The organism is Kluyvera chengduensis (genome assembly GCF_044197065.1).
GTDB classification, from domain to species: domain Bacteria; phylum Pseudomonadota; class Gammaproteobacteria; order Enterobacterales; family Enterobacteriaceae; genus Kluyvera; species Kluyvera ascorbata_C.
In genome coordinates this window covers 63,051-76,330 of the sequence record NZ_JBIQOI010000008.1, presented here as the reverse complement: position 1 = coordinate 76,330, position 13,280 = coordinate 63,051, and the positions used below count along the sequence as shown (strand labels likewise).

Annotated in this window: 12 protein-coding genes; 4 read left to right on the top strand and 8 right to left on the bottom strand. The window is 57.2% G+C overall.

Going from position 1 to position 13,280, the window contains the following annotated elements; translation table 11 throughout:
- Positions 1-10: 10 nt before the first annotated feature.
- Entirely contained in the window at positions 11-895 is an 885-nt protein-coding gene (locus tag ACH1XZ_RS18220) for a LysR family transcriptional regulator (RefSeq protein WP_395596643.1), read from the top strand.
- A gap of 175 nt (positions 896-1,070) precedes the next feature.
- Here the strand turns inward: ACH1XZ_RS18220 and ACH1XZ_RS18215 are convergent, their stop codons facing one another.
- The 3 genes from ACH1XZ_RS18215 to soxR all read right to left on the bottom strand — a co-directional run bounded on the left by ACH1XZ_RS18215 (position 1,071) and on the right by soxR (position 5,197).
- A complete protein-coding gene (locus ACH1XZ_RS18215; protein WP_395596642.1) occupies positions 1,071-2,717 on the bottom strand; it encodes a Na+/H+ antiporter in 1,647 nt (548 codons plus the stop codon).
- 263 nt (positions 2,718-2,980) lie between these two features.
- Positions 2,981-4,330 carry an NCS2 family permease gene (locus ACH1XZ_RS18210; RefSeq protein ID WP_395596641.1) on the bottom strand — a complete coding sequence of 450 codons (1,350 nt, stop codon included), beginning with the start codon at positions 4,328-4,330 and terminating at the stop codon, positions 2,981-2,983.
- 408 nt (positions 4,331-4,738) lie between these two features.
- Positions 4,739-5,197, bottom strand: a complete 459-nt coding sequence (soxR, locus tag ACH1XZ_RS18205; protein WP_035895941.1) for a redox-sensitive transcriptional activator SoxR — start codon at positions 5,195-5,197, stop codon at positions 4,739-4,741.
- Between the two features lie 87 nt (positions 5,198-5,284).
- Between soxR and soxS the strand changes: the two genes are divergently transcribed.
- The gene (soxS, locus tag ACH1XZ_RS18200) at positions 5,285-5,614 is read left to right on the top strand and encodes a superoxide response transcriptional regulator SoxS (protein WP_185668463.1); all 330 of its coding nucleotides are present in this window, start codon (positions 5,285-5,287) and stop codon (positions 5,612-5,614) included.
- A 251-nt stretch (positions 5,615-5,865) separates the two neighbouring features.
- On the top strand, positions 5,866-6,147 hold the full coding sequence (locus ACH1XZ_RS18195) for a YjcB family protein (RefSeq protein ID WP_035895939.1): 282 nt from the start codon (positions 5,866-5,868) through the stop codon (positions 6,145-6,147).
- Positions 6,148-6,242: 95 nt separating this feature from the next.
- Here ACH1XZ_RS18195 and ACH1XZ_RS18190 read toward each other — a convergent pair whose 3' ends face one another.
- Positions 6,243-6,992 carry an IclR family transcriptional regulator gene (locus ACH1XZ_RS18190; RefSeq protein WP_395596640.1) on the bottom strand — a complete coding sequence of 250 codons (750 nt, stop codon included), beginning with the start codon at positions 6,990-6,992 and terminating at the stop codon, positions 6,243-6,245.
- Positions 6,993-7,145: 153 nt separating this feature from the next.
- On the opposite strand from ACH1XZ_RS18190, the gene ACH1XZ_RS18185 reads away from it, so the two are divergent.
- Positions 7,146-8,657 carry an MltF family protein gene (locus ACH1XZ_RS18185; RefSeq protein WP_395596639.1) on the top strand — a complete coding sequence of 504 codons (1,512 nt, stop codon included), beginning with the start codon at positions 7,146-7,148 and terminating at the stop codon, positions 8,655-8,657.
- A gap of 6 nt (positions 8,658-8,663) precedes the next feature.
- Here ACH1XZ_RS18185 and ACH1XZ_RS18180 read toward each other — a convergent pair whose 3' ends face one another.
- The 4 genes from ACH1XZ_RS18180 to ssb1 form a co-directional block, all read right to left on the bottom strand.
- On the bottom strand, positions 8,664-9,368 hold the full coding sequence (locus ACH1XZ_RS18180) for a GntR family transcriptional regulator (RefSeq protein ID WP_395596638.1): 705 nt from the start codon (positions 9,366-9,368) through the stop codon (positions 8,664-8,666).
- A gap of 14 nt (positions 9,369-9,382) precedes the next feature.
- A complete protein-coding gene (oxlT, locus tag ACH1XZ_RS18175) occupies positions 9,383-10,699 on the bottom strand; it encodes an oxalate/formate MFS antiporter (RefSeq protein ID WP_395596693.1) in 1,317 nt (438 codons plus the stop codon).
- 34 nt (positions 10,700-10,733) lie between these two features.
- Positions 10,734-12,341, bottom strand: a complete 1,608-nt coding sequence (locus ACH1XZ_RS18170) for a gamma-glutamyltransferase family protein (RefSeq protein WP_395596637.1) — start codon at positions 12,339-12,341, stop codon at positions 10,734-10,736.
- Positions 12,342-12,581: 240 nt separating this feature from the next.
- Positions 12,582-13,109 (bottom strand): single-stranded DNA-binding protein SSB1, encoded by a 528-nt coding sequence (gene ssb1 / locus ACH1XZ_RS18165; protein WP_035896752.1) that lies wholly within the window; start codon positions 13,107-13,109, stop codon positions 12,582-12,584.
- Between the last annotated feature and the right edge of the window lie 171 nt (positions 13,110-13,280).

The following is a 13,280-nucleotide window of genomic DNA, read 5'->3' as shown; positions in this document are numbered from 1 at the left end:
AGGCATAATCATGGACATCAGAACGCTGCGCTACTTCGTCGAAGTCGTTCGTCAGCAGAGCTTTACCCGCGCGGCGGAGAAGCTCTTCGTGACGCAACCCACCATCAGTAAAATGCTCAAAAACCTGGAAGATGAGCTGAACTGCACCCTGCTGATTCGCGACGGCCGTAAGCTGTTAATGACCGATACCGGGCAGGTGGTGTTCGACCGCGGGCTGGCTATTCTCGACGAATTCCGCCAGCTGGAAGCTGAGCTCAGCGATATTAACCATCTCAATAAAGGCGTACTGCGACTCGGCATTCCGCCGATGGTCGGCATGCTGATGGCCGGGCCCATCAGCCTGTTTCGCCAGCGCTACCCCGGCGTGGAGTTGAAAATCTCCGAGGGCGGCGGGCTGACCGTGCAGCAGGCGGTGATGAACGGCGAGTTGGATCTGGCGATGACGGCGCTGCCGGTGGAAGAAGAGAGCGCGCTGACTACCCGGCTCTTATTCAGCCACCCGCTCTGCGTGCTGGTGCCGCGTTCCGGCGACTGGCTGGAGCAAACGTCGGTCTCTCCGCAGCAGCTTGCCGCGCATCCTTTGCTTATCTACAACGAAGACTTTGCGCTGAGCCGCCAGTTGATGCAGCTGTTTGCGCGCTACGACGTAAAGCCGCGTATTGCGGTGCGCAGCGGGCAGTGGGATTTTCTCGCCGCGATGGTCCAGGCGGGCGTCGGCGTGGCGATTCTGCCGGAGCCGATTTGCCGCAGGCTCGATGAAAAAACCCTGCGCTGGCTGCCGCTGGAGAGCGATTTGCGCTGGCAGTTGGGGATGATTTGGCGGGAAGGGGTTTATTTGTCTCACAGCGCCCAGGCGTGGCTGAAGTGCTGTGAGGGGTTTACGCTGCCGGAGTAGATATGGTGCCATTCCCGAGGTCGGCGTGAACGCCTCGCCCGGGCTACGCGACGTGAGTGCCTGATGGCGCTACGCTTATCAGGCCTACAGGCTCGTAGGCCGGATAAGGCGAAGCCGCCATCCGGCGGTGGTAGCCCGGCCAAGCGCAGCGCCGCCGGGGCAGCGCCGAACTTAACTACGCATCTTCAATCAACAGCGCTTCCAGCAGGTCGAGGTCATGCAGCAGCTTCTGCAGGGTCTCGTTGCTTATCTGACGCGTCGCGCGCAGGTGATACAGCTCCCCGCGCTCAGAGCGCAGCGCCGCGAGGCGGAAGCGGCGTTCAAGCTGCTCCTCCAGCATCGAGGTCTCCACATCGTTACGCCCATCGACGCGACGACGGAGGTTACCAATCACGCGCGAACTGACCTCGGTCAGCAGCTGATTATCGATATTCTCAGTGGTATCCGCGGCAAGGCGCTCTTCCATTTTCTGAATGGCGACAATCGCCACATCTGCCGTCGCGGCTCGCGCCAGGCGTTCCTCTTTACGCTGCTGCACGTTATCGGTTGATTCGATATGACGCAGCAAAATCGGCAGCGCAATCACCCCGACAAACAGCGAGAACAGAATCACGCCCGCGGCGAGGAAGATAAGCTCATAGCGCGCTGGGAAGGCATCGCCAGAAGGCAGCAGCAGTGGAATGGAGAGCACACCGGCAAGGGTGATTGCCCCACGCACACCGGCCACGGAGGAGATCAGCAGTTCGCGAGTGGTCCACGAACCAAACTCCATCGGTTTCTTTTTCAGGAAGCGTTGGCTCAGCTTGCGCATCGTCCACAGCCAGCCAAAACGCACCAGCATCAGCGCCGCGTAAATCAGGATGATATCGGTAAACAGCATCCAGGTTTCGACGTTCGGGTCAGCTTCTGCCGCCACCAGCGAGCTTTCGAGGATGTCCGGAAGCTGCAGACCTAACAGCAGGAACACCATGCCGTTAAACACAAACTCCAGCATCGCCCAGGTGCTGTTGGCGCGCAGGCGCATCGCTAGCGGTGCGGTGCGCATCACGCCGGAACGGGTGATGGTCATCCCGGCCGCTACCGCCGCGAGGATACCGGACACCCCGATATGTTCGGCAATGAGATAAGAAGCGAACGGCAGCAGGAACAGCAGCACAATCTGCGTGGCCGGCTCATCGCCACCCCAGCGGCTGAGGAAGCGCATTGAGCGGCCGTACGACCAGCTAACGACAAAGCCCGCCAGGATGCCGCCAATGGCAACTTTGAGGAATTCGACCGTAGCGCCACCGACGGTAAAGACCATCGTGCCCATCGCTACCGCGACGGCGAACTTCAGCGACACCAGGCCAGAGGCGTCGTTCATCAGCGCCTCGCCCTGCAAAATGCCCATGATTTTTTTCGGGATGCGCCCTTCACCGACAATCCCGGAGAGCGCCACGGCATCGGTCGGCGAGAGTACGGCTGCCAGCGCAAAGGCCGGTATCAGCGGGATTCCCGGTACTATCCAGTAGATAAGGAAGCCAATCCCCACTACCGTCACCAGCACTAAGGCCAGCGCCAGCCCGAGGATTTCTCGCCCGTGCTCAATAAACTCGCGGGTCGGCGTTTTCCAGCCGTCGGCAAACAGCAGCGGCGGGATGAACAGAACGAGGAACAGTTCCGGGTCAAATTCAACGTGCAAACCAAACGTCGGCCACGCCAGCAGCGCACCGATAGCGATTTGCATTAAAGGTAGTGGGATCTGGAAGGGCAGTACGCGCGTAACCACCCCGGAGAGCGAAACCACGAGGGTCATGATGAGTATGGTGAAGAATATTTCCATGCGTTCCCTGTTTACAGCGTTGTCTTATTATTCAAAACATGAAGCATCGTGCTTCCGAGTTTACGTTACCCAGATTAACGCAAAAGGAAACGAGAGGTGGCTGAAAATAGAAAAAAAGTCCGGACCTGTAGGCCAGCACGAGTGTAGCCCGACCAAGCGCAGCGCCGCCGGGATCGGTTCGGAGCCTGCCCCGGCGGCGCTGCGCTTGGCCGGGCTACAAAAAACCCGCCATCAGGCGGGTTCTTTTTATGGCAGTGGCGAGATTAAATCGCCCAACCACCCGCATAGAACACCACCAGCGCCGCGGCGATAACCACGGTGCCAATGTTCAGCTTGCGCCATTCACCGGAAACTACGCGGCCAATCACCAGCGTTGCGAAACCAATCATGATGCCGGTAACGATGTTACAGGTCAGCACGATCATTACCGCGGTGATAAGCCCAGACATCGCGTCAACGAAGTCGTTGAAGTCGATACGCGCCACGTTGCTCAGCATCAGCAGGCCAACGTACATCAGCGCAGGCGCGGTCGCATAGCCTGGGACCAGGTAAGAGAGCGGAGAGAGGAACAGGATCAGCAGGAACAGGATGCCGACGGTGATCGCCGTCAAACCGGTTTTACCGCCTGCCGCCGTACCCGCTGCGGATTCGATATAGACCGCCGCCGGGGATGCGCCCACTACCGCGGAGAATACGCTGCTCAGGGAGTCAGTGGTCAGCGCTTTGCCGCCGTTGATGATCTGGCCGTCTTTATCCAGCAGGTTCGCCTGACCGGCTACCGCGCGGATAGTCCCGGTGGCATCAAATACCGCGGTCATCACCAGCGCCAGCACGCTTGGCAGAACAACCGGGTTCAGCGCGCCCATAATATCGAGGCTACCGATCAGCGAGTTGCCTTTGTCATCGCTCAGCGATGGCATCGCGAACACGCCGGAGAAGTGCACGTTTGGATCGAAAATCAGGCCAACGATAGAAACACCGATGATGGTCAGCAGAATGCCGCCCGGGACCTTCATTTTTTCCAGACCGATAATCATCGCCAGACCGACCAGCGTCATGATAACCGGGAAGCTATCGAACTGACCCAGCGCAACCGGCAGGCCGTCCAGTGGGTTTTTCACCACCATGCCAACGCCGTTCGCGGCGATCAGCAGCAGGAACAGGCCGATACCAATGCCCGTACCGTGCGCAATGCCCTGCGGCAGATTGCGCAAAATCCAGCTACGGATACCGGAAGCAGAGATGATGGTAAACAGCACACCCATCAGGAATACCGCGCCCAGCGCAACCGGAATGCTGATGTGCTGGCCCAGCACCAGGCTGAAAGCGGTGAAGGCGGTCAGTGAAATCGCACAGCCGATAGCCAGCGGCAGGTTTGCCCACAGACCCATCACGATAGAACCGACGCCGGCCACCAGACAGGTTGCCACGAAGACCGCAGCCGGTGGGAAACCGGCTTTACCCAGCATGCCCGGCACCACGATCACCGAGTAAACCATCGCCAGGAAGGTAGTAAGACCGGCGACAATCTCCTGACGAACGGAGCTACCACGTGCAGAAATTTTAAACCAGGCGTCTAAAGAACCGCCGGTACGCGCTGAAGGCGTAGACATAGAAAACATCCCCTGAGAGTTTTTATCATTCGTTCGTCTGCGTGGTGGAACATCCACTGCCAGCTAAGCGTCATCTCCATGTGCGACTTGTGGCAATAGGGGAGCCACAAAAAAGCAAACGATTAACTCCGCGCAGACAAAACGATATTCGGAATTCCTTATCCTCGGCGTGTGCGAGATAAGGTTGGCCTGCTCTTTTTCGGCGTAAGATGCGTCCGAAATTTGAAGGCAAACGATTATCTGGCTTTTATGCCCCTTTTTTCAACAGAAGTTTGCCCTGGTTTATGAAAATTAACGAATGCCGATGAATAATTGGTCAACCCATGCGCAAACGTTATCGTTCATGCGCAATCCAGCAACATTTCTATGGCAAAAATGTCGCAATTCTCAGGGGGAAATAAATAAGGATTACTCATCTTCCAGCAAACGCGCGCCGGTCCCCTCTTCCCCCAGTTTATCGCCGGGGTTACGCAGCGGGCAGTCGCGCAACGACATGCAGCCGCAGCCGATGCAGCCGTTCAGTTGGTCTCGTAAGGCTTCCATCGCGTGGATGCGTTTATCCAGCTCTTCGCGCCATTGCGTGGTGAAATGCTTCCAGTCTTTCGGCCCCAGCGTGTGGTTTTCCGGCAGGACGCTCAGCGATTCACCGATAGTACCGAGCGGGATCCCTAACCGCTGGGCAATTTTGATAATCGCCACGTAACGCAAAACATCACGCTTATAGCGCCGCTGATTACCGCTATTCCTTGTGCTACGAATCAACCCTTTGCTTTCATAAAAATGCAGTGCAGAGACCGCAACGCCAGTTCGTTTCGCTACTTCACCGGGTGAAAGCAGCGTTTTTATTCTCGTCGATTTTTTTTCCATAATCCGCTTTACCTCAAGTTAACTTGAGGAATTATACTCGCCGACAGAACAGAAATCGACGCGAAAATAGACAACGGGGAGAGCCTTATGTCCCATCGGGAAATTATTCAGACGCTCATTGAATGGATAGATGAACATATCGATCAACCGCTTAACATCGATATCGTGGCCCGCAAGTCCGGCTACTCGAAATGGTATCTGCAAAGAATGTTCCGCACCGTGATGCATCAGACGCTGGGCGACTATATCCGCCAGCGACGCCTGCTGCTTGCCGCAGAAGCGCTGCGCACCACCCAGCGGCCTATCTTTGATATCGCTATGGATCTCGGCTACGTCTCACAGCAGACCTTCTCGCGCGTATTCCGCCGTGAGTTCGATCGCACGCCGACGGACTATCGTCACCAGATCTCCGCCTAACCCGCATTCAGGCTACCGCACCAGTTGCGGCAGCCTTATCCCTGTTTAAAACAGGGTTATTGGATTGACAAAAATCCTGCGTTTACCTCTGGTGAATAAAACAACAAACGTGATATAGTTCACACATTGCAATGAAACAGAAACGCTGTTTCATTCAATTTGTGAATGCCTTCAGATAGCCAGAGCGCCCAGTGCCTCATCCACAAGTGCTGTCAGGGCAGCTTGTTGTTTATCTCTGAGGAAAAGGTCCCATGCTTTCACTTACCGCAGGCGTTACGCTGCTGCGTTGGCCGTTAACCAGCGCGGTGCTGATGTTCGTTGCCAGTACCCTGAAAATCAAACTTCGTAAAGCTGACTACATCGGTCTGGGCGCTATTTGCAGCATGCTCGGTCTTGCGGCCGCCTGTTGGTTCGCAACCAGTTTGCTCGGTATCACCCTGGTCGAAATCTCCACCATCTTTAACAATATCAAAGATGTGATGGTTGAAGTGATGAGCCAGACGCCGCCAGAATGGCCAGTCGCGCTCTACTAATTTGCCACTCAACGCGGTAGGCCGGATAAGCGAAGCGCCATCCGGCGCCTTATGGCAAATTGCCGGATGGCGGCGTAAACGCCTTATCCGGCCTACTACACCTCATCCCCGTCTAATGCCGCACTGATGCGCCGGGCCGCTTTTTTGAGTTTGTCCTGCCACTCCCCAACGTTACTTTGCGCAAAATGTTGAGTCGATGAGACCAGCGCCAGCGCCGCGCAGTGCTCTTTCGGCGCAAAACGCACCGGCACCGACAGCGACGACACCCCGACGGCCAGCTCCTCATTGGCACGGTAGCAGCCCACTTTGCGAATCTGCTGCATCCGTTTAAGAAATGCCTCTTCCGTTTCACCTAAACCTGCCGCCAGAACCTCTTCACGACAACGTTCGAACAATCCACGCTGCTGCTTCGAGGTTTGGTTAGCGATCACCACCTTTGGTGCGCTGCCGGAAAACATCGGGCGCGGGCGGCCTCGGCCGTAAATCAGTGCAATCTCCTGATTCGAACACTCGTGGTGCAGGTCGAGAAAGACATCGCCATCAAGCCTGGAGAGCGTGCAGTGGCAGCCCGTCAGCGTCACCAGTTCGCGCATCTGCGGGATGCTGGCGGCCAGCAGTGGATCGGTGCTGCGGATGACATAGTCCAGCAGGGTGATGCGCGGCCCCAGCGCATAATAGCCGCCGTTAAAGCGCTGCAGCAGGCCAGCGTGCATCAATTCTTTCAGATAGCGATAGCCAGTGGGGGTGGAACATCCCAGCGCTTCGACGATGCAATCGGCTTCCCACACGGGGCGGGCGGCAGTGAACAAATCAAGTACCGACAGCATACGATTGAGGCTGGTCATGATGTCTCTCCATGGCAAAACGCGCATTGTAGCGGTTGCCATCAACACGAGCCAGATGGCGGCTTCTATCGCCATGAAAAAGCCCTACCGGAAGCAGGTTTTTTAGCGCTATTCGACTAAAATTGACGAATGCGCCCTGCGGAGTGCCGCACCATGAACGCCACCCCTTTTCATCGTCTCATTACCGTCTGTTTATGCGCCCTGCTGCTGTCCAGCCCGGTTTATGCCGACCCCAAACCGGATGAACAAAACGATGCGTTGGAAGTGAACATCGAGAATCTCATGCAGCCGTGGAAAGGCGATCTGCCCGGTATGCTGGATCGCCGCGTGATTCGCGTTTTAACCACCTACAGTAAGACCTTCTTTTTTATCGACAAAGGCCAGCAACGCGGCGCGACGCACGATATTTTCGCCGCCTTCGAGCACAGCCTGAACGCACAGCTTGCGAAGGATAAGAAGCTTAAGCAGAAGCACCTCAAGGTGCGGATTATTTTTGTCCCGGTAACCCGCGATACGCTATTTACCGCGCTCAACGAGGGGAAAGGCGATATCGCCGCCGCCAACCTGACCATCACCCCCTCGCGCCAGCAAGCGGTCGCCTTTACGGATCCTTTCTATAACAATATCAAAGAACTGCTGATTTCCGGCCCCGCGTCGCCGCAGGTCAACAGCCTGGATGCTCTTTCCGGAAAAACGGTGTTTGTGCGTAAATCGTCGAGCTATTACGAGAGCCTGACCGCGCTCAACGCACAGTTTGTCAAAACCGCTAAACCGCCGGTTATCATCAAACCAGCCCCGGAGGCGCTGGAGGATGAAGATTTGCTGGAGATGCTCAACGCCGGGCTTATCCCGCTGACGGTGGTCGACCATCACAAGGCCGTTTTCTGGAAGCAGGTGTTCCCAAAAATTCGGGTGCATGAGGATGTGGTGCTGCGCGATAACGGCAGCATCGCGTGGGCGGTGCGCAAAGATAATCCTAAGCTCCTCGCCGAGCTTAACGGCTTTGTGAAAGATAACCGTCAGGGCAGCACGTTGGGCAATACTCTGCTGCTGCGCTACCTGAAAAGTGCGAAATACGTGAAGAACGCGGCGGCGGAAAAAGAGCGGCGTAAGTTTTTGCAGATGGTAGAAATTTTCAGAAAATACGGCGACCGTTATGACGTCGACTGGCTGCTAATGGCGGCGCAGGGTTATCAGGAATCGCGGTTGAATCAGTCAGTGCGCAGCCATGTCGGGGCCATCGGCGTGATGCAGGTGATGCCGAAAACCGGCAAGGAGCTGAAGGTCGGTGATATCAAACTGCTCGACCCCAATATTCACGCCGGGGTGAAGTATATGCGCTGGATGATCGACCGCTACTACGGCGATGAACCGATGACGCAGTTGGATAAGGCGCTGTTTTCATTTGCCTCTTATAACGCCGGTCCGGCGCGGATTGCACGCTTGCGGGTAGAGACACGAAAGCGCGGTTTTGATCCGAACGTCTGGTTTGGCAACGTGGAGAATCTGGCGGCCGAGAAGATAGGTGCGGAGACGGTGACCTACGTTGGTAATATCTACAAGTACTACATCGCTTATCGGCTGATTCTCGACGAAATGAACAGGAAGCGGGCGGCGATGGGAAAACCGCCGATTCTGCCCGCTTCCGATAAAAACGACGGATAGCGTCGGTTACGGAATTTGCTTAACCCGCACATCCTGCAAGCGTCGCAGAGTGATCGTGCTCGCGCCTTTGTAGGCATCCTGAATATGCGCGACGATCAGCGCCACCGCCCGCGCTTCGTCGCGCTGTTCAATGGCTTCTAGCAGCTCCGCATGCTCTTTGTAAGTCTGGGTTATCCGGGTTTCATATTCAAAATCGAGCCGCCGCATAATGCGAATGCGGTTGGTGATATTGGTCAGAATCGCCGTCAACTCCCGATTGCCCGCCGCCTCGGTTAACGCCAGGTGAAACTGCTCGTCCAGCGAAGCGATATCATCACACGCCAGCGCGATTTCCGGCGCCACCTGCCAGATAGCCTTCAGCCTGGTGAGCACCTGGCGGTTCACTTTTGCTGACGTCGAACTGCATAGGCTGCGCACCGAATTGGCTTCAATCAGCGCGCGCGTCTCGTACAGGTCTTCATAGACATCGAAATCAATGGGGAACACTTCCCAGCCGTTACGCAGGCAGCGTCTGACCAGCCCCTCGTTTTGCAGCAACAGCAGCGCTTCGCGAACCGGTGTGCGGGAACATCCCAGCCGCCGGGCTATCTCCACCTCCGTAAAGCGATCGCCGGGTAGCAGGATGAACTGATAAATCTCCTGCCGCAGTTGCTGAAATACTCGCTCCGAATGCGCCAGAAGCGGCGTGGGTTCCGATGTCGTGACCGTCATAGAGTGCTCCGCAATTAACTGTGCTGGCGAATAAAGCGCGCACGCCAGGGTTTCAGCACCCACAGTGCCAGCCCCGCCGTGATGAAATCAAGGGCAATCGCACAGCCAAAGACCACATGCCACCCTTGAGTGTGCTGGTACAGTAACGCAGCCAGCGGCCCGCCGAAAATGGAGCCAATCCCCTGCGAGATATACAACCAACCGTAGTTTGAAGCCGCATTCTCGCTGCCAAACGTGTCGGTCAATGTAGAAGGGAACAGCGAGAAGATTTCGCCCCAGCCGAAGAACACCACCCCAGAGAGCAACACAAACAGCATCGGATCGTCCCGGCAGGCCAGCCACAGCGTCATCGCGACCCCTTCAAGAGCAAAGGCGATGAACATGGTTTTTTCACGACCATAGCGGTCGGAAATAAAACCAAACAGCGGGCGGGTCAAACCGTTGGTAAAGCGGTCGATGGTCAGTGCCAGCGGCAGCGCGGCCATGCCGAATACCACCGCCTTACTGATGCCAAAATCTTCAGCGAAGATGGCCATTTGCGAGGTCACCATCAGCCCGGAGGTCGACATCATCGCCATCATGGCAAACATCAGCCAGAACAGAGGCTGGCGCAGCATTTCACGAGAGGTAAACTGGCGCGTCCCCTGCACGATTTTCCGGCTGACGGGCAGTGCAGTCGAGTTGGGAGGCAGGCTCAGCCCCTGGCTGGCCAATAGCCCGACGATAGCGAAGACGATACCGAACACGGTCATGGTCTGCTCCAGCCCATAGCTGCCCAGCGAAATCGAGATCGGGAAGGTGGTCAAAATCGCCCCCATACCGTAACCCGCCGCCACGGCCCCTGCGGCAAAGCCTCGGTTTTGCGGGAACCACTTCACCATCAGCCCAACCACGCCAATGTACACAATCCCGGTACCCAACCCGCCGATACAGCCATAGACCAGGTATAGCGCCATCAGGCCATTGATATGCGCGGAGAGCACCCAGCTTAACCCGGCCATCACCGTGCCGATTGAAATCAACAGCCGGGGGCCAAATCGTTCAACCAGCCGTCCCTGGAAGGGAGAAAAGAAGGTCTGCAGAATAATCAGCAGCGAAAAGGTGACCTGCAGCTCCGGCAGGCCGACGCCCAGCTTTTCCGTCAGCGGTTTGGTCAGCAGCGTCCATACGTACTGCGGGCTGGAGATGGAAGCCATACAGATAAGACCCAGCACCAGCTGCGCCCATTTGCCAAATTTTGGTGCTACCAAAGGTTCTCTGAGAACGGTCATTTTACGCTCCAATAGACGAAAAAATGTCGTCAGAACGCGGGCGCGCGCAGCGCGCCTCATCATTCCGCGAATGTTTCATTTGGAAAATGCTGGATTACCAGCGGGCAACGCCACCGTCGCTACGAGGGTCGCTGCCGCCTTCCAGCATGCCGTTGCAGTGCCGGAGAATTGCCCCGGCATGCCCCATGAGGTCGTCATAAGGGGGGTAAATATCGACGTCATGGCCGTACTGTTTGAGGGTGTCGGTAGTCGCCGCTCTAAGGCGGCTTTCAATCTTAAGCGTGTCGCTGCTTTCTCCCCAGGTGCGCCCTAACAGCCAGCGCGGAGCGGCCACGGCCGCCTGCGGAGTCATATTCTGATGGAGGATGCGGTCAAAGACCGCCGCCAGCGTCTGCGGCTGGCCGTCTCCGCCCATGCTGCCGTACACCAGCGCGTCGCCGTTGGCCAGACGCGCCAGCCCTGGGTTGAGGGTATGAAACGGTAGGCGGCCCGGCTGTAACGGGTTGGTGGCGTTCGGGTCAAGCGAAAAGCTGCTGCCGCGGTTTTGCCAGATGATGCCGCTGTCGGCGAGGATCACCGCACTGCCGAACTCATGATAAATGCTCTGGATAAAGCTGACGGCGGTGCCGGTACCGTCGATAACGCCCATCCAGATGGTGTCCGCTGGCCCACGCCCTTTGCCCCAGGCCTGTGCCCGGTCGGGCACAATCTGCGCGCTGAGCTGAGCAATACTGTCTGCGGTCAGCAGCGACTGTGGGTCGAGGGTCATATGGGCCGGGTCGGTGATATGGCGATCGCGCAAAGTGAACGCCAGCTTGGTCGCTTCGACGCAGTGGTGGACAAAATCGGCTTCGTCGGCAATCGCGCCCTTTTTACGCTGCTGCTCGATAATGCCGGTAATCAGCAGCGAGACCAGGCCCTGCGACGGCGGCGGCAGGTTATATACCGTCCCGTTCTCCGTTTCCAGCGCCAGCGGTTTCACCCGCGCCGCGCGATAAGCATCAAGGTCGCTAAAGCGCAGCAGGCTTCCGGCCGCCTCCAGTTCGCTGGCGATCAATCGGGCCGTTTCACCGTGGTAAAAATCACTCAATCCATGGGTTGCCAACCGCTCCAGAGTGTTGGCGAGCGCAGGCTGGAGCAGCAGATCGTCTGGACTGAGCGCCTGTCCTTCTGGCGCAAACAGGCCGCAAAAACCTGGGTGCTGGCCGAGCTGCGGTAAACGCGCGGTGATTTGTTGATGCAGCCCCGCGCTCACCGGTACGCCATGACGCGCATAGTGGATGGCATCGTCCAGCAGGCGCGTTAACGGCAGCGGCGCGTTGGGCATCTGCTCACCCGCCCATTCCAGCGCTCGCTCCCAGCCGCCCACCGTACCGGCGACGGTATTGGCCGCCAGCGGGCCGCGCACCGGAACCTGCTCGTAGCCTGCCTGACGATAAAAATCGATAGTCGCCTTTTCCGCCGCAAAGCCGCAGGCCTGGATCGCCACCGGCGCTTCGCCCGGCTTTGAGATTAACCAGAATCCATCGCCGCCGATGCCGTTCATATGCGGGTAAACCACCGCGATGGTCGCCGCCGCCGCCACCATCGCCTCAACCGCATTACCGCCATCGCGCAAAACGGCCACCGCGCTTTCCGCGGCCAGCGAGTGCGGCGCAACGGCCATGCCCTGCATACATTTAGCTGATTGGATTTGAGTCATCGTCTGCACCTTGCCTACATGAGTGTATACACAGATGTAGGCACAAAGCGTGCCAACTGTTATTTTTGTTAATTATCTTGAGGTTATGTGAATGGAACAGAAAAAGAGAAGATTAACGCGGGGCAATGTTCGCACCGAAGCGGTGCCGATGTGGTCTGATGGTGCGTACTAAAAAAGCAAAAACCCTGCCGGAGCAGGGTTTTTTGTCGTTTTGATCAAGGCCGTCGGGACGGCGATAAATCAGAACGGGATATCGTCATCGAAGTCCATCGGCGGTTCGTTAGACGGTGCCGGAGCGGACTGCTGCTGCGGACGAGACTGCGCGCCGCCGCTGAACTGGTTGCCGCCCTGTGGCTGCTGAGGCTGACCCCAACCGCCCTGCTGCTGCTGGCCGCCACCTGCCGGTGCGCCACCGCCCTGACGGCCACCCAGCATCTGCATGGTGCCGCCAACGTTAACCACGACTTCGGTGGTGTATTTTTCAGCGCCGGACTGATCGGTCCATTTGCGGGTACGCAGCTGGCCTTCGATATAAACCTGAGAGCCTTTACGCAGGTATTCGCCTGCTACTTCCGCCAGCTTACCGAACAACACAACGCGGTGCCATTCAGTCTGCTCTTTCATTTCACCGGTCGCTTTGTCGCGCCAGGATTCGGAAGTCGCCAGCGTAATGTTGGCAACTGCGCCACCATTCGGCATGTAGCGCACTTCCGGGTCCTGGCCCAGGTTACCGACGAGAATCACCTTGTTTACGCCTCTGCTGGCCATGTTTGTCTCTCCTGAAATATGAATCTTGGTTAAGTGTAAACGCGCCAGTGTATCATTTCCAGACGGTATTTTGATAGCCGCGAGCTGTATTCCACTAAACATCTTATCCCGCTGCAATTTTCATCGGCATCCGCAATCGGCATTCCAATACTGTATATTCATTCAGGTTAA